This window comes from Muricoccus radiodurans, from assembly GCF_050154705.1.
GTDB lineage: Bacteria > Pseudomonadota > Alphaproteobacteria > Acetobacterales > Acetobacteraceae > Roseomonas > Roseomonas radiodurans.
In genome coordinates, this window is the sequence record NZ_CP189561.1 from 5586529 (window position 1) to 5610721 (window position 24193).

Annotated in this window: 21 protein-coding genes; 6 read left to right on the forward strand and 15 right to left on the reverse strand. The window is 73.4% G+C overall.

Annotated elements, in window-relative coordinates; translation table 11 throughout:
* The first annotated feature begins 133 nt into the window (after nt 1-133).
* On the forward strand, nt 134-538 hold the full coding sequence (locus tag ACP6CK_RS25995) for a hypothetical protein (protein WP_426956232.1): 405 nt from the start codon (nt 134-136) through the stop codon (nt 536-538).
* 115 nt (nt 539-653) lie between these two features.
* Here ACP6CK_RS25995 and ACP6CK_RS26000 read toward each other — a convergent pair whose 3' ends face one another.
* Nucleotides 654-1730, reverse strand: coding sequence for a phytanoyl-CoA dioxygenase family protein (locus tag ACP6CK_RS26000; protein ID WP_426956233.1), 1077 nt, complete (start codon nt 1728-1730; stop codon nt 654-656).
* 192 nt (nt 1731-1922) lie between these two features.
* On the opposite strand from ACP6CK_RS26000, the gene ACP6CK_RS26005 reads away from it, so the two are divergent.
* Nucleotides 1923-2462 (forward strand): ComEA family DNA-binding protein, encoded by a 540-nt coding sequence (locus ACP6CK_RS26005; RefSeq protein WP_426956234.1) that lies wholly within the window; start codon nt 1923-1925, stop codon nt 2460-2462.
* Between the two features lie 25 nt (nt 2463-2487).
* Here the strand turns inward: ACP6CK_RS26005 and ACP6CK_RS26010 are convergent, their stop codons facing one another.
* The gene (locus ACP6CK_RS26010; protein WP_426956235.1) at nt 2488-3465 is read right to left on the reverse strand and encodes a Bug family tripartite tricarboxylate transporter substrate binding protein; all 978 of its coding nucleotides are present in this window, start codon (nt 3463-3465) and stop codon (nt 2488-2490) included.
* Between the two features lie 300 nt (nt 3466-3765).
* On the opposite strand from ACP6CK_RS26010, the gene ACP6CK_RS26015 reads away from it, so the two are divergent.
* On the forward strand, nt 3766-5436 hold the full coding sequence (locus ACP6CK_RS26015) for a formate--tetrahydrofolate ligase (protein ID WP_426956236.1): 1671 nt from the start codon (nt 3766-3768) through the stop codon (nt 5434-5436).
* 7 nt (nt 5437-5443) lie between these two features.
* On the opposite strand, the gene ACP6CK_RS26020 is transcribed toward ACP6CK_RS26015, so the two are convergent.
* Nucleotides 5444-6172, reverse strand: coding sequence for a hypothetical protein (locus ACP6CK_RS26020; RefSeq protein WP_426956237.1), 729 nt, complete (start codon nt 6170-6172; stop codon nt 5444-5446).
* Between the two features lie 5 nt (nt 6173-6177).
* On the reverse strand, nt 6178-7344 hold the full coding sequence (locus ACP6CK_RS26025; RefSeq protein ID WP_426956238.1) for an OpgC family protein: 1167 nt from the start codon (nt 7342-7344) through the stop codon (nt 6178-6180).
* Nucleotides 7345-7364: 20 nt separating this feature from the next.
* Here ACP6CK_RS26025 and ACP6CK_RS26030 point away from each other — a divergent pair, with 20 nt between their 5' ends.
* The gene (locus tag ACP6CK_RS26030) at nt 7365-8588 is read left to right on the forward strand and encodes a methyltransferase domain-containing protein (RefSeq protein WP_426956239.1); all 1224 of its coding nucleotides are present in this window, start codon (nt 7365-7367) and stop codon (nt 8586-8588) included.
* A gap of 77 nt (nt 8589-8665) precedes the next feature.
* A complete protein-coding gene (locus ACP6CK_RS26035; RefSeq protein WP_426956240.1) occupies nt 8666-9679 on the forward strand; it encodes an ABC transporter substrate-binding protein in 1014 nt (337 codons plus the stop codon).
* A gap of 6 nt (nt 9680-9685) precedes the next feature.
* Here ACP6CK_RS26035 and ACP6CK_RS26040 read toward each other — a convergent pair whose 3' ends face one another.
* From ACP6CK_RS26040 to ACP6CK_RS26050, 3 genes are all read right to left on the reverse strand, one after another.
* Nucleotides 9686-10660, reverse strand: coding sequence for a tripartite tricarboxylate transporter substrate binding protein (locus ACP6CK_RS26040; protein WP_426956241.1), 975 nt, complete (start codon nt 10658-10660; stop codon nt 9686-9688).
* A gap of 23 nt (nt 10661-10683) precedes the next feature.
* Nucleotides 10684-11694, reverse strand: coding sequence for a Gfo/Idh/MocA family protein (locus tag ACP6CK_RS26045; RefSeq protein WP_426956242.1), 1011 nt, complete (start codon nt 11692-11694; stop codon nt 10684-10686).
* 213 nt (nt 11695-11907) lie between these two features.
* Nucleotides 11908-12645 carry a hypothetical protein gene (locus tag ACP6CK_RS26050; RefSeq protein ID WP_426956243.1) on the reverse strand — a complete coding sequence of 246 codons (738 nt, stop codon included), beginning with the start codon at nt 12643-12645 and terminating at the stop codon, nt 11908-11910.
* 205 nt (nt 12646-12850) lie between these two features.
* Between ACP6CK_RS26050 and ACP6CK_RS26055 the strand changes: the two genes are divergently transcribed.
* On the forward strand, nt 12851-15259 hold the full coding sequence (locus ACP6CK_RS26055; RefSeq protein ID WP_426956244.1) for a PAS-domain containing protein: 2409 nt from the start codon (nt 12851-12853) through the stop codon (nt 15257-15259).
* A gap of 24 nt (nt 15260-15283) precedes the next feature.
* On the opposite strand, the gene ACP6CK_RS26060 is transcribed toward ACP6CK_RS26055, so the two are convergent.
* The 8 genes from ACP6CK_RS26060 to fliF are packed head-to-tail and all read right to left on the reverse strand — an operon-like array spanning nt 15284 to nt 24045.
* A complete protein-coding gene (locus ACP6CK_RS26060) occupies nt 15284-16033 on the reverse strand; it encodes an AAA family ATPase (RefSeq protein WP_426956245.1) in 750 nt (249 codons plus the stop codon).
* Nucleotides 16030-16974, reverse strand: a complete 945-nt coding sequence (locus tag ACP6CK_RS26065) for a GTP-binding protein (protein ID WP_426956246.1) — start codon at nt 16972-16974, stop codon at nt 16030-16032. The genes ACP6CK_RS26060 and ACP6CK_RS26065 overlap by 4 nt, the downstream gene beginning before the upstream one ends.
* 41 nt (nt 16975-17015) lie before the next feature.
* Nucleotides 17016-19073, reverse strand: a complete 2058-nt coding sequence (flhA, locus tag ACP6CK_RS26070; RefSeq protein WP_426956247.1) for a flagellar biosynthesis protein FlhA — start codon at nt 19071-19073, stop codon at nt 17016-17018.
* A gap of 6 nt (nt 19074-19079) precedes the next feature.
* Entirely contained in the window at nt 19080-20483 is a 1404-nt protein-coding gene (locus ACP6CK_RS26075; protein ID WP_426956248.1) for a sigma 54-interacting transcriptional regulator, read from the reverse strand.
* Nucleotides 20480-20803: a flagellar motor switch protein FliN gene (gene fliN, locus ACP6CK_RS26080; protein WP_426956249.1), complete on the reverse strand. Its 324-nt coding sequence runs from the start codon at nt 20801-20803 to the stop codon at nt 20480-20482. The genes ACP6CK_RS26075 and fliN overlap by 4 nt, the downstream gene beginning before the upstream one ends.
* The gene (locus ACP6CK_RS26085) at nt 20800-21408 is read right to left on the reverse strand and encodes a hypothetical protein (RefSeq protein ID WP_426956250.1); all 609 of its coding nucleotides are present in this window, start codon (nt 21406-21408) and stop codon (nt 20800-20802) included. The genes fliN and ACP6CK_RS26085 overlap by 4 nt, the downstream gene beginning before the upstream one ends.
* On the reverse strand, nt 21401-22393 hold the full coding sequence (gene fliG, locus ACP6CK_RS26090; RefSeq protein ID WP_426956251.1) for a flagellar motor switch protein FliG: 993 nt from the start codon (nt 22391-22393) through the stop codon (nt 21401-21403). The genes ACP6CK_RS26085 and fliG overlap by 8 nt, the downstream gene beginning before the upstream one ends.
* Complete coding sequence (gene fliF, locus ACP6CK_RS26095; RefSeq protein ID WP_426956252.1) at nt 22390-24045, reverse strand: flagellar basal-body MS-ring/collar protein FliF; 1656 nt, start codon at nt 24043-24045, stop codon at nt 22390-22392. Before fliF ends, fliG begins: the two co-directional genes overlap by 4 nt.
* Nucleotides 24046-24193 lie beyond the last annotated feature (148 nt).

The following is a 24193-nucleotide window of genomic DNA, read 5'->3' on the forward strand; positions in this document are numbered from 1 at the left end:
AATCCGGCGCGCGACGAACACGACGCGCACGCAGGACATCCGACACCGAATTCCGCAACGTCATGGATAGAAGCGCGCCCGTCACCAACGGCAGCGCGCCCGACCCCGGCGCATCCAGAAAGGATGAAGGTCCATGACGTCCATCACAGCAACCCTGCCCGAGAGCACGAGCCGTGGGACTTACATCGGGCGCCACTGGCGCGGCGAGCTCAGCCTGGGTACCGCTTATTGGGTCAACGGCGTCCTGGTTACCCTTTCCTGCTTGGCGCTGGGGGAGGTGCTGGGCGCCTACCTGATAGGCCATGCCGCGGGCATGAGCATGGGCAGCATCCGGAGCACCCTGATCGGCGTGATCATCTTCCCCGCCGCGCTCACGGTCTGGCAGTTGACGGGGATCTGGCGATCCGCGTCGCTTCACACGTCTCGCGGCGGCAAGAAGTCCTGGGCGGTGATCGTACAGATCAATGTCGGCATCGCGGTCGTCCGCAACGTGCTCGATCTTTTCAAGACGGTGGACGAACTCCGCGCCTTCTTCTGAGCCTGCGCGCCGGGGTCGTTTGTCGTCGAACGTGATGACCTGACCCCGGCCCCCCTCTCTGCCCCTGCGAGAGGCGGCATCAGCGCGGGCCTTCTTTTCGGTCGCTGGATGCCCCTCAGGCATCCACCCGCGCATCGCCGGATCGGTCCATCGCCGGATCGCCCGGCCGCACCGCGCCCGCATCGTGCATGTAGGGCCGCCCCAGCCCCAGCCGGGCCAGCGTGTCGCGGATCGCCCAGAAGGCCACGGCCTGGCGGTCCCGCACATAGTCCAGGCTGGTCGGCGACAGCCCGGCCCAGGGCAGGAAGGGATTGCGCCGCCCCTGCGCCCAGAGTGCGATCCGGACCGAGGGTCGCGCGCTCGGCCCACGCGCGTGAAAGCCATAGGTATCGGCGATGACGAGCGTATTCGCCCGCACCGGATAAGCGCGAGCCGCCCCATAGCCCAGCCGGCGCAGCATCTCGGCCGACACGCGCAGCGACCCGCGCCCGCTGTGCTCGTCGCCGCCGCGCCAGGACAGGCTGCGCGCCCGTTCCCACCACAGCCGCCGCGGCGTCGCGCGATGCGATCCGGGGGCATAGACGAAGGGCCCGTCCTCCTCCGCCACGTCGTGCAGGTAGAGCCAGCACTTCATGCTCGGATAGAAGGTGTCGCTGTGCAGCTCGGTCTGCGGGTCATCCACGCGGCCGCCGACATGGCTGATGATCGTCTGGATGAACAGCACCGGCCCGTGCCGCGTGCTGGCGACGTAGTTCAGCAGCCCGCGCCAGCCCGGCTCGTTCACCAGCGCCCGCGTCTCCGGCAGTTGCGCCAGCACGGCGGGCGAGAGCGGGATCAGGCGGCTGAGCGCGCCGCCCTGCTGCACCTCCCGCGCGGGGGCGCGCAGCGCCTCGATCTCCGCCTTTAGCCGGGCGAAGCGATCGGGCGGCAGGAAGTCGGGCTTCACCACGATGCCGTCGCGGTCGAAGGCCGCCGCGTCCTCCGGCGACAGGTCCCGCGCCAGCCGCGCGCGGCGCGAGGCGGCCAGGCGCTGCGCCATTGCCACCCGCCGGGCGTGCAGACCCCAGCGGTTCAGCCGGTCGCTGCCCAGGAAGGGATTGTGCGCGAAGGAGCGCGAGGAGGTGGCGATCGCCATCAGGTGCCACGGGACCATGGCGGTGCGCCTGATGGAGCGGAGCAGGGAGGCGAGCACGGCAGGGGCTCCATCGGGCAGGGCGGCCCCTCGGCGGCCCGCCGGTGGGCCGACTGTGCCGCCGGGGGCTGCCGGCCGCAACCGAAGGCGCGGGCGGGCCTGAGCACCGGCTTTCGGCCACGCGCCCGCCACAGGAACGGGTGTAGCCTCACCCGCCGCCCGGGACTCGGGTGGCGGAAGAGGAACCCGATCATGCGTGTCCTGCTGCCTGGATTGCTCCTGGCCTTGCTGGCGCTGCCGGCCGCGTCGCAGACGCCGGCCCCTTCGGCGCCGCCCCGCGCGGCTCCTGCCGCGCCGCCCGTCGCGACCCCCGCCACGCCGCCCCGCGCGGCCTCGCAGCCCGCACCCCAGGCCGCGCCCGTCGCGGCGGAGCGGGTGGACGTGAACTTCGCGACGGCCGAGGAGCTGGACAGCCTTCCCGGGATCGGCCCGGCCCGCGCCGCCGCCATCGTCGCGAACCGCCCCTACCGCAACCTGGACGAGGTGGCGTCCAAGGCTTCCATCCCCGCCTCCGTCCTCGCCCCGATCCGCGCCCGGCTGACCGCGACCCAGATCAACGTGAACGCAGCCACGAAGCGCGAGATGACGGACATCCTGCCCGGCATCGGCGACGCGCGCGCCGACGCCATCATCCGCAACCGCCCCTATGCCAACCTGACGGAAGTCGTGACCAAGGCCGGCGTGCCTCAGGCGGTGTTCGACCACATCCGCGCCGCCCTGACGCTGCGCTGAGCCGCGTCCGGCGGGATGGGGCCGCCTATCCCGCCGTGATGTTCGCCCGCTGCACCACCTCGCGCCAGCGGGCGATTTCTGCCTGCTGGAAGCGGGAATACTCCTCCGGCGGGTTGGCGATCACGTCGAAGCCGATCCCCTCCAGCCGCGTCTTCACCTCGGGCTGCATCAGCGCGTCCCGCAGCGCACCGGCCACGCGGTCGCGCAGCGGCGCTGCCATGTTCGGCGGCGCCATGAAGGCCTGCCAGGACGTCACGACGAAGTCCTGCAGCCCGCACTCCGCCGCCGTCGGCACGTTCGGCAGCGTCGGATGCCGCCGCTCTCCCGTCACCATCAGCGCGCGCAGCCGCCCGCCCGCGATGTGACCGGACACGGTGCCGAGGTTCTGGAAGGAGATGTCCACATTCCCCGCGATGAGGTCCGTCGCCGCCGCTGCGCCGCCGGTATAGGGCACGTGGGTGATCTCGGTTCCCGTCCGCAGCTTGAACAGCTCCGTCGTCAGCTGGTCCGAGGAGCCGACGCCGGATGTGGAATAGGACGCCGCTCCGCGCCGGCCCTTCAGCCACTCGATCAGGCCCGGCACGTCGGTGGTCGGGTGCTTCTCCGTGTTGACGACCAGCACGTTCGGGTTCGTCACCGCGAGGGTCAGCGGTGTGAAGTCCCGCACGGGATCGTAGGACAGGTTCGGCCGCAGCGCCGCGTTGATCGCCCAGACGCCGATCGAGCCGACCATCAGCGTGTGACCGTCCGGCGCCGCGCGCATGACGACCCGCGCCGCCACCTCGCCATTCGCGCCCGGCCGGTTCTCCGCCACCACGGGCTGGCCGATCGTCTGGGCCATGCGCTGGGACGCCGCCCGCGCGACGATGTCGGACGGCCCGCCGGCCACGAAGGGCACGATCATGGAGACTGGCCGGGCGGGCCAGTTCGCCTCCTGCGCGCGCAGCACCGCGGGGGCAAAGGGCGCGAGGCCCGCGAGGGCGAGAAGGGGGCGGCGTTGCATCCTGGACGTCTCCCTGATCCGGTCGGGCGCGTTCGGCGCCGCTCGGCCGGGATGGTGCCGTGCGTGCCGCGTCTTGGCGAGGGGCGGGGTGGACATCGTCGGCTTCGACATCGCCCGAGTTGAGCGCGCGGCGCGCGGGGCCATCGCGCGGGCCGGGGGTGGCAACCTCGCCCATTTCCGCACCGGCAACGCGGCGTGGGGGCAGCGCGCCGGTCGCGCTGGCGGCTCCGGATCGGGCCCGCGTTGCGCCCGGCGCCCGCCCCGGCTAACCCCCTCGGCAGGCGGGCAGGGGGGGATTGCGTGACCACGGACCTGGAGATCGCGCGGGCAGCCAAGCTTCGCCCCATCGCCGAGATCGCGGCCCGCGCCGGCATCCCCGCCGATTCGCTGGAGCCCTATGGCCGCTTCAAGGCGAAGGTCGGGATGGACTTCGTCCGGGCCCAGGAATCGCGGCCGGAGGGCGCGCTGGTCCTCGTCACCGGCATCAACCCGACCGCGGCGGGGGAGGGCAAGACCACCACCACCATCGGGCTGGGCGACGCGCTGAACGCGCTCGGCACCCGGACGATGATCGCGCTGCGGGAACCCTCCCTCGGCCCCTGCTTCGGGGTGAAGGGCGGGGCCACGGGCGGCGGCCGCGCGCAGGTCGCGCCGATGGAGGAGATCAACCTCCACTTCACCGGCGATTTCCACGCGATCACCTCGGCCAACAACCTGCTGGCCGCGATGATCGACAACCACGTCTACTGGGGCAACGCGCTGGACCTGGATGCGCGCCGCATCGCCTGGCGCCGCGCCGTGGACATGAACGACCGCGCGCTGCGCCTGATCAACGTCGGCATGGGCGGCGTCGCCAACGGCTTCCCGCGGGAGGACGGCTTCGACATCACCGTGGCGTCCGAGGTGATGGCGATCTTCTGCCTGGCGAAGGACCTCGCCGACCTGCAATCCCGCCTCGGCCGCATCATCATCGGCCAGAGCCGTGACGGTCGCGCCGTCACCGCGCGGGAGTTGAAGGCGGACGGCGCCATGGCCGCTCTGCTGCGCGACGCGCTGGCGCCGAACCTCGTGCAGACGCTGGAGGGCTCGCCCGCCCTCGTCCATGGCGGCCCCTTCGCCAACATCGCGCATGGCTGCAACAGCGTGATCGCCACGCGGCTCGCGATGCGCCTCGCCGACGTCACCGTGACGGAGGCCGGCTTCGGCGCCGACCTGGGCGCGGAGAAGTTCCTCGACATCAAGTGCCGCATGGCCGGCCTCGCGCCCTCCGCCTGCGTGGTGGTCGCCACGGTGCGCGCGCTGAAGCTCCAGGGGGGCGTCGCGAAGTCCGCGCTCGGCACGGAGGATGTGGCGGCGGTCCGTCGCGGCCTGTCCAACCTCTCCCGCCACGTCGAGAACATGGGCAAGTTCGGCCTGCCCGTCGTCGTCGCCCTCAACCGCTTCACGGGAGATACGGAGGCCGAGATCGCCGCGGTGCAGGAGGCGATGACCGCCGCGGGCACCCAGGCCGTCCTCTGCACCCACTGGGCGGACGGCGCGGCCGGCGCCGCGGACCTCGCCCGCGCCGTACAGGCTCTCATCGCCGGCCGCACCGTGCGCTTCCGGCCCCTCTACCCCGACGACATGCCGCTGGCGCAGAAGATCGAGACGATCGCGCGGGAGGTCTACCGCGCCGCCGGCATCGCCCTGCCGCCGGCGCTCGCCACCCGCCTGCACCGCTTCGAGGCGGCGGGCTACGGCCGCGCGCCCGTCTGCATCGCGAAGACGCAGTACTCCTTCTCCGCCGATCCCACCGCCCTCGGCGCCCCCAGCGGCCACCTGCTGCCGGTGCGGGAGGTCCGCCTGTCCGCGGGCGCGGGCTTCGTCGTGGCGATCTGCGGCGACGTCATGACCATGCCCGGCCTGCCCCGGCACCCGGCGGCGGAGACGATCGGGCTGAACGCGGCGGGCGAGATCGAAGGGCTGTTCTGACGCGGCCCTACCGCCGCGCGCCCGCCACCCCGGCCGTGACGAACTGCGCCAGCGACCGCGCGAGGCAGTCGTTCAGCTTGTCCACCTCCGCGGTGCGACGCTCCCGCGGGGCGCGCTCCACGTCCACCGTCTCCGCCTCGGCCCAGGCGCGCATCAGGTCGTAGCGGGAGAGGAAGCCGGCGCCTTCCGCCACCGCTGCGGCCCGCAGCGCGTCGCGATAGGGCTCGACATCGGCGTTCGCCCGCAGGAAGCGCGACCACTGCGGGTCCAGCACGATCAGGTCCGCCCCGCCGGACCGCACCGCCTCGGTCCCGGCCCGCAACGCCTCGGTCATCTCCGCGATGTCCGATCCCCGCACCGCCTCCACCGTCGCCGCCTGCCACAGCACCAGGCCGGGCCGCAGCTCCCGCATGGCGTCCCGGATCAGCGCGGCGTGGTCGGCGGCCATCAGCCCCCGCCCGCCCCGCGCCACCACCTCCACCCGCACCTCCGGATAGACGCGGCGCAGCAACCCCTCCAGGCGAGAGGGGTAGGCGCTGGACGGCCCACTGCTTCCCGGCCCCATCACGCTGGCCGACCCGACCACCAGGACCGAGAGGGCCCGTTGGGAGATCGCGGCCGAGGTGGCGGGAAGGGGAATCGGCTCGATCAGATCATCGCCCGCGCCACAGGGCGCGGCCCGCGCCGGCGCCGCCAGCGAGAGGATCAGGGCCAGCAGGACGGCGGCGCGTCTCATAATTGTCAAACCGTATCCATCCGCGCCCCCGCCGGCAAGGCGGGCTCGCCCCGTCGCGGCTTGCCGCTGGACCAGGCCACCGCCGCGCCGACGAGGACCATGGCGCCCAGCCCCGCCAGGTTCACGGCCGCCTGCATCGCCCAGCCTTCGGACGCCTCGATCGCCAGCCGTCCCAGGAAGGCCAGGAAGATCCCGGCGCAGAAGACATGCAGCCCCTGCTGCCCCATCAGCAGCAGCGGCCAGGCCACCCAGCCCGACAGCCACCGCGCCGCCTTCGGGATCGTGTGCGCGACGAGGTAGGTCAGCGCCAGGATCGACAGCAGCCGGAACGGGTGCAGCGCCGTCTTGTCCACCGCGTCCACCACCGTCGCGACGGGCAGCGGCAGCATCCCCAGCAGGTCCCGCCGGTGCCAGATGAAGAAGACCGCCGCGAAGGACAGCGCGAGCACCACCACGCAGCCCGCGCCGACCCAGCGGTTCCAGCGCAGGGCCCGCGCCGGCTGCCCCGGCGGCTGGTAGCCCATGATCGCCCCCAGCACGAAGAGAAGCTGCCAGGCCAGCGGGTTGAAGAACCAGCCGCCGCCCGTCCAGGACGGCAGGTTCACCCCCCGGAGCCGCGCGTAGGCGTAGATCAGCCCCGACCCCGCCAGGAGCCAGCCCGGCCGCCGCAGCAGCGGGAGGGCCACCGCGAACATCCCCAGCACCACGATGTAGAGCGGCAGGATGTTCAGGAAGGCCGGCTGGAAGCGCAGCAGCAGCGCCTCCAGCAGCGCGCGGTAGGGCTGCTCCCCGAAGGCGTCCAGGTGCATCTCATCCAGGTAGGCCATGGAATCGAGCGCGGCCGCCGAGTACCCGACCTGGGCCGTGAAGACGACGAACAGGAAGATGTGCGCGACATAGAGGGTGAAGACCCGCCCCAGCACCTTCCAGGCCGCCGCGAACCACCCGCCCCGGTCCATCTGCCGCCCATAGGCCAGCCCGGCGGCGTAGCCCGCCAGCAGCACGAAGGCCTCGGTCGCGTCGCAGAGGGCGAAGTTGCGGAGGGTGAAGTCGTCCAGCACATTGCCGGGCACGTGGTCGATGAAGATGAACCACAGCGCGATCCCGCGCGCGAGGTCCACGCGCAGGTCGCGCCCCGCCTTCACCAGGTCGTGGCGGTTCGTCCCGTCCATGCCGCCCCTCGGAGCACCCTATGGCGCATAATGCAACCGCGGCCCGGAAGGATGCCGATGCCCTTCTGCGCCAGGGCCTGGCCCGCCATCAGGCGGGGGACCTGCCGGGGGCGGGGGCGCTCTATCGTCGTGTCCTGTCCCTGGACCCCCGGGCGGCGGATGCGCTGAACCTTCTCGGCGTGCTCGCGCGGCAGGAGGGGGACCTGCCCCGCGCCCTCGACCTCGCGCGCCGGGCCGTGGCGCTGCGGCCGGACGCGCCGGTCTATCTGGCAGCCCTCGGCGCCACCCTCGCCGAGGCCGGAAAGCTCGACGAGGCGGTCCCGGCCCTCCTCCGCGCCGTGTCGCTCCGTCCATCGGACGCCGTGTCCCGCCGCAACCTCGGCCAGGCCCTCTGCGCCCTTGGCCGGGTCGGGGAGGCGCTGCCGCATCTGCGGGAGGCGGCCGCCCTGACGCCGGAGGATGCCGAGGCCCTTCTGGCCCTGGCCCATGGCCTGCGGGAAGCGGGTGACGTCCCCGCCAGCACGGGCGCGGCGCGGCGCGCGCTGGCCGCGGCGGGCGATGGCCCGGTCGCGGCCCAGGCCCGCTTCCTCCTCGCCGCGCTGGGGGCGGAGGCCGCCCCGGACCGCGCCCCCGCCGCCTACGTCCGCGACCTCTTCGACGCCTATGCCCCGCGGTTCGAGGCCGACCTGACCGGCCGCCTGGAATACCGTACCCCCGCCGTCCTGGCCGCCCTGCTCGGCCGCGCCGGGGTCAGCGCGGACGCCGCGCTCGACGTGCTCGACCTGGGCTGCGGCACCGGCCTGTCCGGCGTAGCCCTTCGCCCCTGGGCGCGCCGCCTGACCGGCCTGGACCTCTCCCCCCGCATGCTGGCCGAGGCCGCCCGCCACGGGATCTATGATGCGCTGGAGGAGGCGGACCTGACCGAATACCTACCCGCTCATCCCGCCGCCTTCGACGTGATCGCCGCCGCGGACGTGCTCAACTACCTCGGCGACCTCCGCCCCGCCCTGGCCGGGATCGCCGCGGCGCTGCGGCCGGGCGGCCACGCCGCCTTCAGCCTGGAGACCGGCGACACCGCCCCCTATGCGCTGGGCGAGGGCCTGCGCTACCGCCATCACCCCGGCCATGTGCTGGACCTCTCGACCGGGCTGGGGCTGCGCCCCATCGCGCGGGAGGAAACCATTCTCCGCCGCGAACGCGGCGCCGATGTCGCCGGTACGCTGCTCGTCCTGCGCCGCGACTGACCGGGGCGCGACAGCGCGCCGGACGCGGGCCTAACCTTCCGCTCAACGGCCCGGAACGGCCGACACGGAGGACCGCCATGACCCCGCCACCGCTGCCCCGCCGCGCGGCGCTGCATCTCGGCCTGGGCGCCGCCCTCGCAGCGCCGGCCGTCGCCCGCGCGCAGTCCCTCCGCCCGATCGAGCTCATCACCTTTCCCGGCGGCTTCAACTGGCCGATCTGGGCCGGGATGGAGAAGGGCTTCTTCGCCCGCCACGGCGTGGAGGTGCGGCTGTCGCCGACGCCCAACTCCACCTTCCAGCTCACGAACCTGATCGGCGGCCGCTTCGACATGGCGGTGACGGCCATCGACAACGTCATCGCCTACATGGAGGGCCAGGGCGAGGCGAGCGTGGCGGGCACGCCGGACCTCGTCGTCGTCATGGGCGGCGACAACGGCTTCCTGAAGCTCGTCACCGTGCCGGAGGTCGCCAGCTTCGCCGACCTGCGGGGCAAGGAGTTGTCGGTGGACGCGCTGACCACCGGCTATGCCTTCGTCCTGCGCCGCCTCGTCGAACTCGGCGGCCTGCGTCCGGAGGAGATCAACTACGTCCGCGCCGGCGGCGTGCTCCAGCGCTTCGAGGCGTTGCTGGAGAAGCGCCACGCCGGCACCCTCCTCATCTCCCCCTTCGAGGCGCTGGCCGAGGCGCGGGGCTTCCGCACCCTGGCCGATGCCGCGACCACCCTCGGCCGCTACCAGGGCCTCGTCGGCACCACCCGCCGCTCCTGGGCCGAGGGGCACCGCGCCGAGATCATCGGCTATATCCGCGGCACGGTGGACGCGCTGTCCTGGCTCTACGACCCCGCGAACCGAGCGGAGGCGCTGGCGCTGCTCCGCCGCAACGTCCCGAACATGGGGGAGGCGGTGGCCGAGGCCTCCTACCGCGTGCTGCTCCACCCGACGAGCGGCTTCGACCGCCGCGCCGCGATCGACGTGGAGGGCATCCGCACCGTGCTCGCCCTGCGGTCGCAGTTCGGGCCGGCCGGCACATCGCTGACCGACCCGATGAAGTATCTCGACCTCGGCTATTATCGGGAGGCCGTGCCGGGCTGAGGCGGGCTACCGCGTCGCGCCGGCGTTCACGCGCTGGCCGATCTCCCGCGCGATGCGCGCCTGATCCGCGACGAAGGTCGCGAACTCGTCGGGCGGCATCGCCACGCCCTCCAGCCCCAGCGTATCGAACTGCTGCATCACGTCCGGCTCGCGCACCGCTGCCGCGACGGCCACGTGGATGCGCCGGACGATCTCCGGCGCCGCCCCGGCGGGGAGCCAGAGGCCGAACCAGTTCACCACCTCGAAGCCGGGGACGCCTGCCTCCTCCATCGTCGGAACGTCGGGCATGCCCTTCCAGCGCCGGCGGCCCGTCAGGGCGACGGCGCGCAGCGCGCCGGTCTGCACGTGCTGCAGCGCGATCTGCGTGCCGACGAAGAACATGTCCACGCGCCCGGCCAGCAGGTCCGTGGTCGCCTCCGCCACGCCGCGATAGGGGACCGATAAGATGTCCGTGCCGGTCAGCGTCTTCATCAGCTCCGCCGGGATGTGGCTGGCCGTGCCGTTGCCGGCGTTGGCGTAGGTCAGCCGCCCCGGCTGCCGCCGCGCGAGCGCGAGCAACTCCTGAAGGTTCGTCGCCGGCACCCCGGGATGCACCACCAGCGCCTGCCCGAAATTCTGCGCGGCGAGGGTCACATGCGTGAAGTCCCGCACCGGGTCGTAGGAGACGTTGTCGTTGAAGGGCGGGATGTTCGTGTGGGACGCGGTGGTGAAGAGCCAGGTGTGCCCGTCCGCCGGCTGCCGCGCGACATAGGCCGTCCCGACGATCCCGCCGCCGCCCGCGCGGTTCTCCGTGATCACCGGCTGTCCCAGTGCGGCGGTCAGCTTCGGCCCGATGGCGCGCAGGATGAGGTCCGGCGGGCCGCCGGGCGTGGAGGGCACCACCACGCGGATCGGCTTGCTCGGGAAATCTGACGCCGTCTGCGCCATGGCGCGGCCGCAGCCAAGCGCGGTCAGGCCCAGCATCAAGGTGCGTCGGTTCATCCTCAGATCCTCCGCTCGGGCGCTCAGGACAGGCGGACGGGCGCACCGGCCCGGGCGGATTCCAGGATCGCCTCCAGCACCGCCACGTTGCGCACGGGGTCGCCGCCGGGACCGACAAGCGGCTTCCGTGCCATCGCCGCCCTGGCGAAATGCTCCAGCTCCGCGCGCTCCGTGCTCGTCTTCGGGAAGGTCAGGATCTCCGGCCGCCCCTTTTTCGTGACGTTGGTCCGGTCGATCTTGCAGAGCTTCAGGTCCCAGGTCGTCAGATGCTCGACATCGCCGACCTCCGCCCAGGCGTTGCTGCCGAAGACCTGCAGGCGCCAGGTCTCCGCCGTGGCGATGACCGTGCCGAGATACCCCGTCGCCCCGCCCTCGAAGCGGAACAGCATGGAGGTGGTGTCATCCATGCCGAAATCCTGCACGAGCCGGAAGCTCTGCGCCGTGACCTGCGCGATAGGCCCGGCGAGGTACATCATGGCATCGACCACATGCACGCCGCGCCCGGTCATGCCGCCCGCGGGGCCCTCGTTCCGGTCGTGGCGCCAGTGGCCCTCGGGGAAGCGGTAGGCGCTGGGGCCGCAGAAATTCCCCTCCATGTGCAGCACGCGGCCCAGCGTGCCGTCCTCGATCAGCCCCTTGATCGCCTGGAGCGCCGGCTGGAACCGCCAGTTGTAGCCGACGCCGAGCGTCACGCCCGCCTCCGCGCAGGCCCTCGCGGCGCGCTCCGCCTCCGCCGCGCTCACGCCCAGCGGCTTCTCCGTGAAGACGTGCTTGCCCGCCTGCGCTGCCGCCACGACCTGCCCCGTGTGCTGCGTGTGCGGCGTCGCCAGCACCACCGCGTCGATCTCCGGATCGGCCAGGGCCGCCTCGTAGGAGGGCAGCATCCGCAGCCCATGCCGCTCGGCGAAGCCGCACGCCTTCTCCGGCGTGCGGGTGGCCCCGGCCACGACGCGGATCACGGGGCTGTCCGGCCCCAGGCAGTCCACCAGGTGCTGTCCCCAGCTTCCCATCCCGATGATGGCGGCGCGGATCATGCGGTGCTCTTCCCCTCCGGGCGGCTGGTTCCCGGCCGGCGCAGGACATGGCCGCGTCGGTCCGTTCCCGCTGGAAACGGCCATCGGGCGGGGCGCCGCGGAGGTCCGCGACCGGATGTCCTGGCAGCAGGCCGGTCCGCCCCTGTCACAGGGCAGCAGAGCCGAGCCGCAGCGGGAAGGGAAGGGGGCGGGCCGTCCTCGCGGGAACCGCGGCTAGTTGCGCCGGCCCCCGCGCAGGATATCCAGCATGTCCTTCACCGCCTGCTCGTCCACCTCGACCGGCGCGGGCGGATTGCGGCTGACGCGGGTCCGGCCCGGCCCGTAGATCACCAGCAGCGTCTTCGGCGGCATGTCGACCACGCCGCCGCCGGTCATGCGGATGCGGGCCTGCCCCTTATTCAGCGTGTTGACGGTCGCGTTGGCGTACAGCGCCATCCCCGCCCGCGCGCTGCCGGACTCGCCATGCGCCTGGCCGACGGCGACGAGGCCGGTCACCGATTCGACCACCGCCTGAATCGTCCGGGTTCCGCCCTCGGCCGGCGGCGGCGCGGGCAGGGTCGGGGAGGATGGGCCAGGGGAGGGCGTGTTGCCGTTCGCCGGCGTCCGCGGCGGAAGGCGGATCGGCGGACGGCCGCTCGCGCCGGTTCCGCCTCCCGAGGGCCGGCCCGACCCGGATGACCCGCTGCCTGCCCCGCCCGGAGCCGCGCCGCCCAGCCGCCCGATCGTGGCGCCTCCGGGGTCCACCCGGCCGTCCGCCCAGCCGAACTGTGTGCTCTGGTAGCGGTAGATGGCGCCCGTGGTCTTCGGCCCGACCAGCCCGTCCACCACCAGCGGCGCCAGGGGGCCGCCCTGATCCACGGGCACGGCGTTTAGCAGGCCCTGCACCTTCACCGCGTCATCGGGCGCGTTGAACCCGCCCGCGCCCACCGAGTACCAGATCGTCACGCCCATCGTCGTCTCCTGTGATGGGGCGGGGACATAGCGGCCGGCCGGTGTTGGCCCGATCGCGCCGCCTGTCACGTTCGTTTCGTGCCCGCGCGGCGCCCTCCCCCGGGTTCTGGCGGGCGCCGCGCGGTCGGGACTGTGCAGAAATCCTGTTCCTTTCCCGCAACCGACGGATACCTCCCGACCGCCCGTTCGGGCATAGTCCCGGCCCATGCTGCCCGAGACCGAGACGTCCGACGCGGATCACTGGCCCCGCTGGCAGGGCTCACTGCCCGCCGCGCCCCATCAGGTCGCGCTCGACCACATGCAGGACGCGGTGGCGTTGTGGGACGCGGCGTTCCGTTTCCGCTACGGCAACCCGCGCCTCGGGCCTCTCCTGAGCCTGCCGGCCGCGCTCCTGGTGCCGGGAACCCCGGTTGAGGAGATCATGCGCTTCCAGGCGCGGCGCGGCGACTTCGGGCCGCCCCCGGCCGACGAGGCCGGGGTTGAGACCCTGATGCAGGAGCGCGCCGCGCTCCTGCGCGCCCGCGAAGGCAGCCGCTACATCCGCCGCGCCCCGGGTGACCGCTGGCTGGAGGTGACCGCCGCCCCGCTGGCCGAGGGCGGGCACATCGCGGTCTACCGCGACATCACCTCCCTCAAGCTGCGGGAAGCGGAGCTGCAGGAGCTGCGCGCCACGCACGAGCTCGTCCTCGGCACGATGTCGGACGGGCTGCTGCTGTGGGACGGCGAGCTCCGCCTGCGCTTCGCCAACGAGCGGCTGCGCTGGCTCTACGACCTGCCGAGGGAGCTGATCCGCCCCGGCACGCCCGGCGAGGAGATCCTCCGCACCCTCGCGGCGCGCGGCCTCTACGGCCCGCCGCCCGCGGACGAGGCGACGTTCCGCGCCCTGGTGGACGCGAAGCGCGCCGAGATCCTCGCGCCCGCCCCGGGGCCGCCGGTGCAGCGGCAGACCCCGACCGGCCGGCACGTCGAGATCCAGCGCATCGCCATGCCGGATGGCGGCACGCTCTGCTCCTACCGCGACATCACCCGCCTGAAGGCGCGGGAGGCGGAGCTGGCCCGGGCGCGGGACGAGGCCGAGGCCGCGCGCGACGCCGCCGAGGCCGCGGGCCGCGCGAAGGCCACCTTCCTCGCGACCATGAGCCACGAGATCCGCACCCCGATGAACGGCGTGCTCGGCATGCTGGAGGTGCTGGAGCGCGGCGGCGGCCTGACGCCGGACCAGGCGCGCTGCCTCTCGGTCATGCGGGGCAGCGCCGATGCCCTGCTGCGCATCGTGGACGACGTGCTCGACTTCTCGAAGATCGAGGCGGGGCAGATGGCGCTGGAGGAGGTGCCCTTCTCCCTCCGCACCCTGATGGGCGACGCGATGGAGGCGCTGGCCCACCAGGCCCGGCGCAAGGGGCTGCAGCTCCTGGTGGACTCGCCGCCCAACGGGTCGGACGCCCTGGCGGGAGATCCGGTGCGGGTGCGGCAGATCCTGTCCAACCTCGTCGGCAACGCCATCAAGTTCACGGACCGCGGCTATGTCCGCGTCCTGGCCGACCTCGGCCCCTCGGAGGGCGAGGAGGTCCCCGTGGCGCTCGTCGTCGAGGACACGGGCATCGGCCTCAGTCCCGAGCAGGCCGCACGGCTCTTCCGCCCCTTCGCCCAGGCGGACGGCTCCACCACGCGGCGCTACGGCGGATCGGGGCTCGGCCTGACGATCGTCCGCCGGCTCGCACGCATGATGGGCGGCGACGTCACGGTGGAGAGCGCCGCCGGCCGCGGCAGCCGCTTCACCGTGACGCTGCGCCTGCGCCGGCCCGCCGCCGCCCCGGTCGCGCCGCCCGGGCCGGCAGTGCCGGACCTCCTCCTCGCTCCGCGAGGGAGCGCGCTGCCCCGGCTGCTTCTGGCCGACGACCACCCGGTGAACCGGGAGGTGCTGGAGCGCCAGCTCGACCTGCTGGGCTTCGCCGTGGACATGGCGAATGACGGCGCCGAGGCCGTCGCCCTCTGGCGGGAGCGTCGCCACCCCATCGTGCTGCTGGACCTCCACATGCCCGTTCTGGATGGGCTCGGCGTCGCCCGTGCCATCCGGGGGGAGGAGACCGCGTCGGGCCTGCCGCGGACCGCGCTGATCGCCGTCACCGCGGACGCGCTGCGCGGCGAGGATGAGCGCTGCTTCGACGCCGGCATGGACGCCTTCGTGTCGAAGCCGGTGGCGCTGCACGCGCTGGCGCGCGCGCTGGAGCCCTGGATCCCCGCCCTCGCACCCGTTCCGGCGGAGCCCGCCGCCCCCGCCCAGCTGTTCGACCGCAGCGGCCCGGAAGCCCTGTTCGGCACCGATCCCGCACGGCTCGCCGCATTCCTGGAAGCCTTCGCGGCGTCGGTCCGGGCGGACGTGCTGACCATCGCGACCGCCGCGGAGGCGGGCGACCTGCCGCGCCTCGCCGAGGCGGCCCACCGCCTCCGCGGCGCGGCGGGCGCCACGGGCGCGCAGGCCCTGGCCGATGCGGCGGAACGGCTGGAGGTGGCGGCGGGATCCGGCGCCGTGCTGGCCGTGCAGGCGGCCGCCGCCGCGATCACCCCGTTGGCCGAGGCCACGCTGCGCGCGGTCGAGATGCCCGCGCGCTGAGGCGGCCCGCCGAGGGCGCCGCGGTCAGGCTGCCAGCAGCGCCTGCGCCACCCGCTCCAGGTCCTGCGCGGCATGGGAAGCGGGGTGGCGCGTCAGCAGCGGTACCTGATGCCGGATCGCGTCCCGCACCAGCGGATCGCGACGCACCACCCCCGCCAGCGCCACCCCGCGCCCCAGGAACCCCCGGCAGGCGCGGTCCAGCGCCGCGTGGGTGCGGCCCCCCTGGGTCATGTCCGCCGCCTCGTTCACCACGATCCGCGCATCGGCATCCGGCGCGTCCCGGCGGTGCAGCTTCAGCACGGCATAGGCGTCGGTGAGGCTCGTCGGCTCGTCCGTGGCGACCACCAGCAGCGTGTCGCAGGCGGCCGCCAGACGGCGCGGCGTGGGGTCCAGCCCGGCGCCGATGTCCACCACCACCTCGTCATAGCGGTCGGCGGCCATCCGCAGCAGCCCGGCGAAGCGGCCGATCCAGCTCGCATCCAGCGTCGCGAGCGCGCCGGAGCCAGAGCGCCCCGGCAGCACGTGAAGGCCGGATTCATGCGCGACGAGCGCTGCCTCCAGCGTCACGCTCTCCTCCAGCACCGCCATCAGGTCGTGCGTGACGGCCAGGCCGAGCTGCACGTCCACATTGGCGAGCCCGAGGTCGCCATCCGCCAGCAGCACCCGCCGTCCCGCGCGGGCCAGCGCCTGCGCGAGCCCGATGGCCACCACGGTCTTGCCGACCCCGCCCTTGCCGGAGGCGATCCCGATCAGCCGCCCCGTCCTGCTCATCATGCGGCGTCCTGTGCGGTTCGGGCCGGGGCGCGCCCGGCCAGCCGGTCGGCGAGCCAGGCCGGCGTGATGGGAGTGAGGCCGTCCGCCGCCCCAGGGCCCGTCCCGGCCTCGGTCAGGGTCAGCGGCCCGGCGACGGCAGCGGCGAGGATGCCGCCCAATCGCCGCGCGCCGTCGAGACGCGTGGGCAGCAGGTGCCGAGCGCCGAGCGCCGCGAAGGCCTGGGCCGTCTCCGCCGCCTCCTCCGCGTCCAGCCCGGCGGGCAGGACGAGCACCGGCACGGCATCGCAGACCCGCAGCACCGCGAGCAGGTGCTCGGCCTGCGCGGGCACGAAGGGATCGCAGCCCCCTGTGTCCAGCAGCGCCGGCTGGCCGAAGGGGCGGTCCGCGAAGGTCCGCGCGAGCTGATTGCCCGTGGAGGTCTCGGCAAGGCCGATCCCCAGCACGCGGGTGAAGGCCGCGAGCTGCTCCGCCGCCCCCGCGCGCCCGACATCGGCGGTCACGACCAGCGGCAGGATGCGCCGCATCACCAGCCCCGTCGCGAGTTTCGCGCAAGAGAGGGACTTGCCCGCGCCCGGCGGCCCCACCAGCGCGAGCGGTCGTTCCGCCGGATCGGGAAGGGGGCCGAAGCGCAGCGACGCCGCCAGTTGCGACGCCCGCGCTCCGCCGATCCGCGCCCGGACCGCTGGCGGCAGGTTGTGGCGGGACAGAAGGTCGGGCGCGGCCGGTGCCGCCACGATCGGCGGCGGCGGCAAGGGGGCGGAGTCTGGCGGCGGCCCGGAGGGGGGCGGAGGGGGCGGCTCGGACGGATCGAGCGCCGCGGTCACCTCCACCCCCTTGGCCGTGCGGCGGGTGGAGAGGATCAGCGCGTCAGGCCCGAGGACCTGACGGCATTCCGCCATCGCCTCGGCCATTCCCGGCGCGGAGAAGACTCGCAGGCGCATGGGTGGAGCCTAGGGGCAAGCCGGTTTCGGGGAGATGAACGTCACACCGCGCCGACCGTGCGGATGCGCGCCCGCGGATGAATCTCGGTCTGCGACAGCACGGCGGTGGCGGGGCGGAACCGCTCCACGATCGCGCGGACATGCGCCCGCACGCCGGGGCTGCACACCAGCACCGGCGTCTCCCCCTGCGCGACCGCCCGGTCGAAGCTGTCGCGCACGCGGATCATGAACTCCTGCAGGCGGGACGGGGCCATGGCGAGCTGCCGCTCCTCCCCCGGCCCGATCAGCGCCTCCGCGAAGGCCTGCTCCCACTCCGCCGAGAGCGAGATGAGCGGCACATAGCCATGCGGCCCCCGCGCCGCGTCCGAGATCTGCCGCGCCAGCCGCGTCCGCACCACGCCGACCAGCCCGGCCATGCCCCGCACGCCGCCGGCCAGCCCTTCCTGGATGCCTTCCAGGATGGTCGGCAGGTCGCGGATCGAGACGCGCTCGGCCAGCAGTGTCGCCAGGACGCGCTGCACGCCGCCCGTGGTGATCTGCGCCGGGATGAGGTCCGCCAGCAGCTTCGCGTGCTCCTGCGGCAGGTCGTCCAGCAGCTTCTGGCACTCGGCGTGGCTCAGCAGCTCCGGCATGTGGTCGCGCACGAGCTCCGTCAGGTGGGTCGCCAGCACGCCGGTCCCGTCCACCACCGTGCAGCCGCGGGCCAGCGCCTCTTCCCGCTGGTGCTCCTCGATCCACAGGGCGGGCAGGCCGAAGGTCGGCTCCTCGCAGGGCTCCCCCGGCATGTCGGGCCGGTTGCCCGAGGGATCGATCGCCAGGTGCAGTGGCAGCCGGAGCTGCCCGCGCCCCGCCTCGATCTCCTTCACCCGGATGACGTAGTGGTCGGGCGGCAGGTGAAGGTTGTCCTGCAACCGCACGGAAGGCAGGACGAAGCCCATTTCCTGCGCCACGGTCTTCCGTAGATTGCGGATCTGCTCGGTCAGCCGCGGCCCCTCTCCGGCCGCGAGGGAGAGCAGCCCATAGCCGAGCTCGATCCGCAGCATGTCGATCTTCAGCGTCTCGGAGATCGGCGCCTCGGCCTGAACCGTCGCTGCGGCCGCCGTGCCCTCCGCGGTCGCGCCTGATGCCTCGGCCTTCTTGCCGTTCCACGCCGCCGCCCCCAGCCCTGCGCCGAGCAGGGCGAAGGGGATCAGCGGCATTCCCGGCAGAAAGCCCATCATCACGGCCGCGCCGCTGACGATCCAGAGCGGCTTGGAGAGGCCGAGTTGTGCGACCAGCGCCTTGTCCGCCGTGCCCTCGGTGTTGCCCTTGGTCACGACGATACCCGCCGCCACGGAGGTCAGCAGGGCCGGGATCTGCGATACCAGCCCGTCCCCGACCGTGAGCGCGGAGAAGCTCGTGATCGCGTCGCCGAAGGGCAGCCCGTGTCGCCCCACGCCGATCGCGATGCCGCCGAGCAGGTTGATGAAGGTGATGATCAGGCCGGCGATGGCGTCGCCGCGCACGAACTTCGCGGCACCGTCCATGGCACCGTAGAAGCCGCTCTCCGCCTCCAGGTCGGCGCGGCGCTGCTTCGCCACCTTCTCGTCGATGATGCCCGCGGAGAGATCGGCATCGATCGCCATCTGCTTGCCGGGCATCGCGTCCAGGGAGAAGCGCGCCGCCACCTCCGCGATGCGGCCCGAGCCCTTCGTCACCACCATGAAGTTCACGACGAGGAGGATGGCGAAGACGATCATCCCCACCAGCACGTCCCCACCCATCAGGAACCCGCCGAAGGCCGAGACGACATGGCCCGCCGCGCCTTCCCCCTCATGCCCGTGCGTCAGGATCGTCCGCGTGGTCGCGACGTTCAGCGCCAGGCGCAGCAGCGTCGTCAGCAGCAGGATCGTCGGAAAGGAGGTGAAGTCGAGCGGCCGCTGGAGGAAGAGTGCCGTCATCAGCACGAGCACGGACAGCGTGACCGACAGCGCCAGACCCATGTCCAGCAGCACCACCGGCAGCGGCACCACCAGCACGATGATCAGCAGCCCCACGCCGAGCGCCAACGCGACGTCGGTGGAGGCGCCGATCCGCTGCACCCACGGCGGCAGGTTCATCGGGGGCTACCCGAAGGCGGGGAAGGCCGGCACCGGCATCTGCCCCGGGGCCACCGGCACCTCGGCCCCTGCCGCGCGGTACTCGTGCAACTTGTTCCGCAGCGTGCGGATGGAGATGCCCAGGATCTCCGCCGCCCGCGTTCGGTTGCCCAGGCAGTGAGTCAGCGTCTCCAGGATCAGGTCCCGCTCCACATCCTCCATCTTCCGCCCGACCAGCGCCGTGATGCCGCCCGTCCGGACCGGCGCGGGGCCGGTGGGCGCTGCTTCGGCCGCTGGGACGGATACGGCGGGCGCGGCCGCGCTGCGCGGCGCCGGGCGGTGCAGCTCGATCGCCGCCTCCCCGATCTCGTCGCCCTCGGCCAGGAGCACGGCGCGATGCACCGTGTTCTCCAGCTCCCGCACGTTGCCGGGCCAGGGATGCGACAGCAACGCCGCCCGCGCCACCGGGGAGAAGCCGCGCACCGGCATCCCGTTCGCCTCGGCGTAGCGGCGGGCGTAGTGCTCTGCGATCGGCAGGATATCCGCCGGCCTCTCCCGCAGCGCGGGGATCGCGATGGCGACCACGTTCAGCCGGAAGAACAGGTCCTCCCGGAAACGCCCCGCTGCCACCTCGGCCGACAGGTCGCGGTTCGTGGCCGCGAGGATCCGCACATCCACCTTCACCGGCGCCGCCCCGCCCAGCCGGTCGATCTCCCGCTCCTGCAGCGCGCGCAGGATCTTCGCCTGCAAGCGGGGGTCCATCTCCCCGATCTCGTCCAGCAGCAGCGTGCCGCCATCCGCCTGCTCGAACTTGCCGCGCCGCGAGGCCACGGCGCCGGAGAAAGCGCCCTTCTCGTGGCCGAACAACTCGCTCTCCAGCAACGCCTCGGGCAGCGCCGCGCAGTTCAGCGCGACGAAGGGGCCCCCCGCGCGGCGGGAGTGCCGATGGATGTGCCGCGCCAGCACCTCCTTGCCCGTCCCGCTCTCCCCGGTGATGAGGACGCTCGCCTCGGCCCGCGCCACGCCCTCGGCCCGGCGCAGCACGGCGGCCATGGCAGGGTCGCGATGCACCGGCGCGTCCGGCTCGCCCGTCGCGGCCTGGATCATCGCGGCGATCAGGTCGGCGTCCGGCGGCAGGGGCAGGAACTCCTTCGCCCCCGCCTGGATCGCCCGCACCGCGGAGGCCGCGTCCGCGTTCCGGCCGCAGGCCACCACCGGGCAGGCGATCCGCTCCGCGTCCAGCGCACTCACCAGCCAGCCCACGTCATGCGTGACCTCGCAGAGGATGAGGTCGAAGCCCTCGCCCCGCACAGCCGCCAGCCCGGCGGTGACGCCGTCGGCCTGCCGCAGCCGCGCGCCACGCGCGGCGGCGATGCGCGCCGCCTGGCCCAGCTCCGCCTCCAGGCTGCCGATGACGAGGAGCCGAGTCATCCCGCGCGGTCCGCCTTCACGATCTCGGTCATGGTGACGCCGAGCCGGTTGTCCTCGACCATCACCACCTCCCCGCGCGCGACGAGGCGGTTATTGACGTAGATGTCCACCGCCTCCCCCAGCTTGCGGTCCAGCTCCACCACCGCGCCTCGGCCGAGCTTCAGGAGCTGGCTGACCTGCATCGTCGCGCGACCCAGCACGGCGCTGACCTGCACGGGGATGTCGTAGACCGCGTCCATCCCCTGTCCCTGGGGGGCGGGGGTGGCAACGCGGCTCTCCGCCGCCTCTTGCGCCGGCACGGGCTCGAAGGCGTTGCTCATGCGGAGGATTCCTCATCCAGAAGGTTCAGCGAGACGAGCACGTCCCGGATCGCAGCCCGGCGCGCACCGAGATCGAGGTCGAGCCCGCCGCGCCGCCAGGCGATGCGCGCATCCCCCTCGGGCAGGGCGGGATCAGCCTCCACCGGCAGGGCGGCACCGAAGCGGGCGCGGGCATGGTCCAACAGGGCAGGGGGCACCTGGAGCGTCGCGCCCAGTGGGGCGTCCACCAGCGGACCCAGAGCCGCGACCAGCGGCTCGAGCAGGTCCGGCGCGAAGCGCGCGGCCGCCCCCGGCAGCGCGGCGTCCACGGCGCCCATCACCAGCCGCGCCAACGCGCGCGCATTCTCCTCCGCCGCCTTCCGCGTGATCTCCCGCCCCTCGTCGAGGGTCAGCAGCGCCATGCGGACGGATTCCTCGGCCATCGCCTCCCGGCTCGCCGCCTCGGCGGCGCGTCCCCGCGTCTCGCCCTCCCGCAGGCCGGCGGCGTGGCCCTCGCGCCGCGCCTCCTCCAGCAGGGTGGGCAGGTCGGGTTCGGCCGGGGCCGGGGGGGCCTGGGGCGCGTCCCAGTCCGGCAGCGCCAGGCCGCGGAGGAAGCGGTCAGGCAATCATCTGCTCCTGCCCTTCGGAGAGTTGGATCTGCCCCTGGGCCGCCAGGTCCTTCGCCATGGTGACGACGGCCGCCTGCGCCTCGTCCACGTCGCGCAGCCGCACGGCGCCCAGCGCCGCGAGATCGTCCTTCAGCATCTTCGCCGCGCGCTCGGACAGGTTCTTGAAGAACAGGTCCTTCAGGGACTCCGAAGCGCCCTTCAGCGCCAGCGCCAGCTTGTCCTTCTCGACCGCGCGCAGCAGCACCTGGATGCCGGCCCCGTCCAGGCGGGTCAGATCGTCGAAGGTGAACATCAGGCCGCGGATGCGCTCGGCGCTCTCGCGGTTGCGCTCCTCCAGGGCCGCCATGATCCGCCCCTCGGCGCCGCGGTCCAGATTATTGAAGATCTCGGCCATCAGCTCGTGGCTGTCGCGCCGGTTGGCGCGGGCCAGGTTGCTCATGAACTCCATCTTCAGCGTGCGCTCCACGCCCTCCAACGCCTCCTTCTGGACGGTCTCCATGCGCAGCATCCGCATGACGACCTCCATCGCGAAGCCCTCCGGCAGCAGGGCCAGCACGCGCGCCGCATGATCCGGCTTCACCTTGGACAGCACCACCGCGACGGTCTGCGGGTACTCGTTCTTCAGGTAGTTCGCGAGCACGGCTTCCGAGACGTTGCCGAGCTTGTCCCACATGGTCCGCCCAGCCGGGCCGCGGATCTCCTCCATGATCGAGGCTACCCGGTCCGGCGTCATGACCTTCAGCAGCATCCGCTCGGTCGCGTCGAAGTTGCCGACGAGGCCGGCGCCGCCGAGGCTGTCGCCGAACTCGCGGCACAGCGCCTCGACCACCCGGGAATCGACCGGCCCGAGCGTTGCCATGGCGGTGGAGAGATCCCTGATCTCGTCCTCCCGCATCTCCCGGAAGAGGCGGGTGGCATAGTCCTCGCCCAGGGCCAGCAGCAGCACCGCGGCCTTCTGCGGGCCGCTCAGACTCTCGCTCATGTCGCGTCCGCCGGGGCCAGCCAGCGCCGGATCACCGCCACGCTCTCCTCGGGATGCGCGTCGATGAGCTGGTGGATGCGCGCGATCGAGGACGCCTTCATCGGACCCTGGATGTTGGCGAGGGACACCATCGCCTCGTCATCCGGGGCGGGCAGGGCCACGGCGCCGTCCGGCCCGGGCAGCGCGCCCGCGGCGGTGGCGCCCGGCAGGCCGGCCACGGCCGCGGCGCCGCCGATCGCCGCCGCGCCGCCCGGCGCCGCCAGGGCGTCCGGCGTCACGGTCGCGGTCAGGCGCCGGGTAATGGGCCGGGCCACCAGCAGCAGGGCCAGCAGGGCGACGAAGGCGAAGATCCCCGTCTCCGCCAGCCGCGCGAGGGCGGCCGGACCGAGGCCGAACAACCCCAGCGCCGAGGGGGCGTCGCTGCCCGCGACGTGGTCCGGCGTCGCGAAGCGCATGGAGACCACCTCCACCCGGTCGCCCCGCCGCTCGTCGAACCCGACCGCCGAGCGCACCAGCGTCGCGAGCCGCGCCAGCTCCTCCGGCGTGCGCTCCCGAAAGGCGGGCGGCGTGCCGTCCATCACCCCGTCCACCAGCACGGCCAGGGAAAGGCGCTTCACCACCGGGTGCTCGCGCACCGTGTTCCGCACGGTGCGGCCGATCTCGTAGTTCGTCGTCTCCTCGGACTTGGTCTCCTGGTTGCCGCCGGCACCCGCGGCCGGCTCGGCCCCGGGAAGCTGGTTCCCGACCGAGACGTTCCCCGCCTCGCCGCTCCGCGTCTGCTCCTGCGAGGTCTGGACGGACCGCTCCACCCGGTTCTCCGGGTCGAAGCGCTCTTCCCGCGTCTCGGTCCGGTCGAAATCCATGTCCACCGTCGCCTCGGCCCGCACGCGTCCCGGGCCGAGGCTGCGCTCCAGCATCTCCTCGACGGCACGGGCGAGGCGCAGGCCCTCGGCGCGGCGCATCTCCTCCTGCGTCGCCGCGGCCGCGGGGCCGGACAGGGCCTGTCCGCCGCGCGCCAACAGCTCGCCCCGGCTGTCGATGATCGAGATGTTCTGCGCCCGCAGCCCCGGCACGGCCGTGGCGACGAGGTGGAGCACCGATTGCACGCCCTCGCGGTCCAGGCGCTGAACGCCCTGCATCGTCAGCACGACGCTCGCCTGCGCCTCTGCCTGTTGGCGGGAGAAGGCCTCCCGCCGCGGCAGGACCAGATGCACCCGCGCCCCGCGCACGCCCGAGAGGTTGCGGATCGTGCGCGACAGCTCGCCCTCCAGCGCGCGCAGCCGGTTCACGTCCTGCTGGAAGGGGGTGGTGGTCAGGCTCTCGCCGCGATCGAAGATCTCCCAGCCGACGTTACCGCCCGCCGGCAGTCCTTCCCGCGCCAGAGACAGGCGCAGGCGCGGCACCATCTCCTCCGGCACCAGAATCGTCGTACCGCCGGCCGCCAGCCGATAGGGCACGCGCTGCCGGTCGAGCGCCGCCACCACTGATCCCGCGTCCCGCGTCTCGAGTTCCGAATAGAGCAACGCCATCGGCGCCTGCCCGGAGCGCAGCCCGAGCCAAGCGAGCATCCCGAGCACCGCCAGGGCCACGCCACCCATCGCCGCCAGCCGCATCGGGCCGAGCGCCCGCAGCTGGGTCAGGAAGCCGCCCATCGTCAGCGCTCCTCCGGCGGAGCGGCCGTCACGTCAGACACGCCGCCTCTTGCGGCCAGCGAGGAGAAGACGCGCACCGGACCTCCTTGGACCGGCTTCCTGCCGGCCCGGCAGGTTTTGCCGGGCGCGCGTTAAGATCGGCTGAACG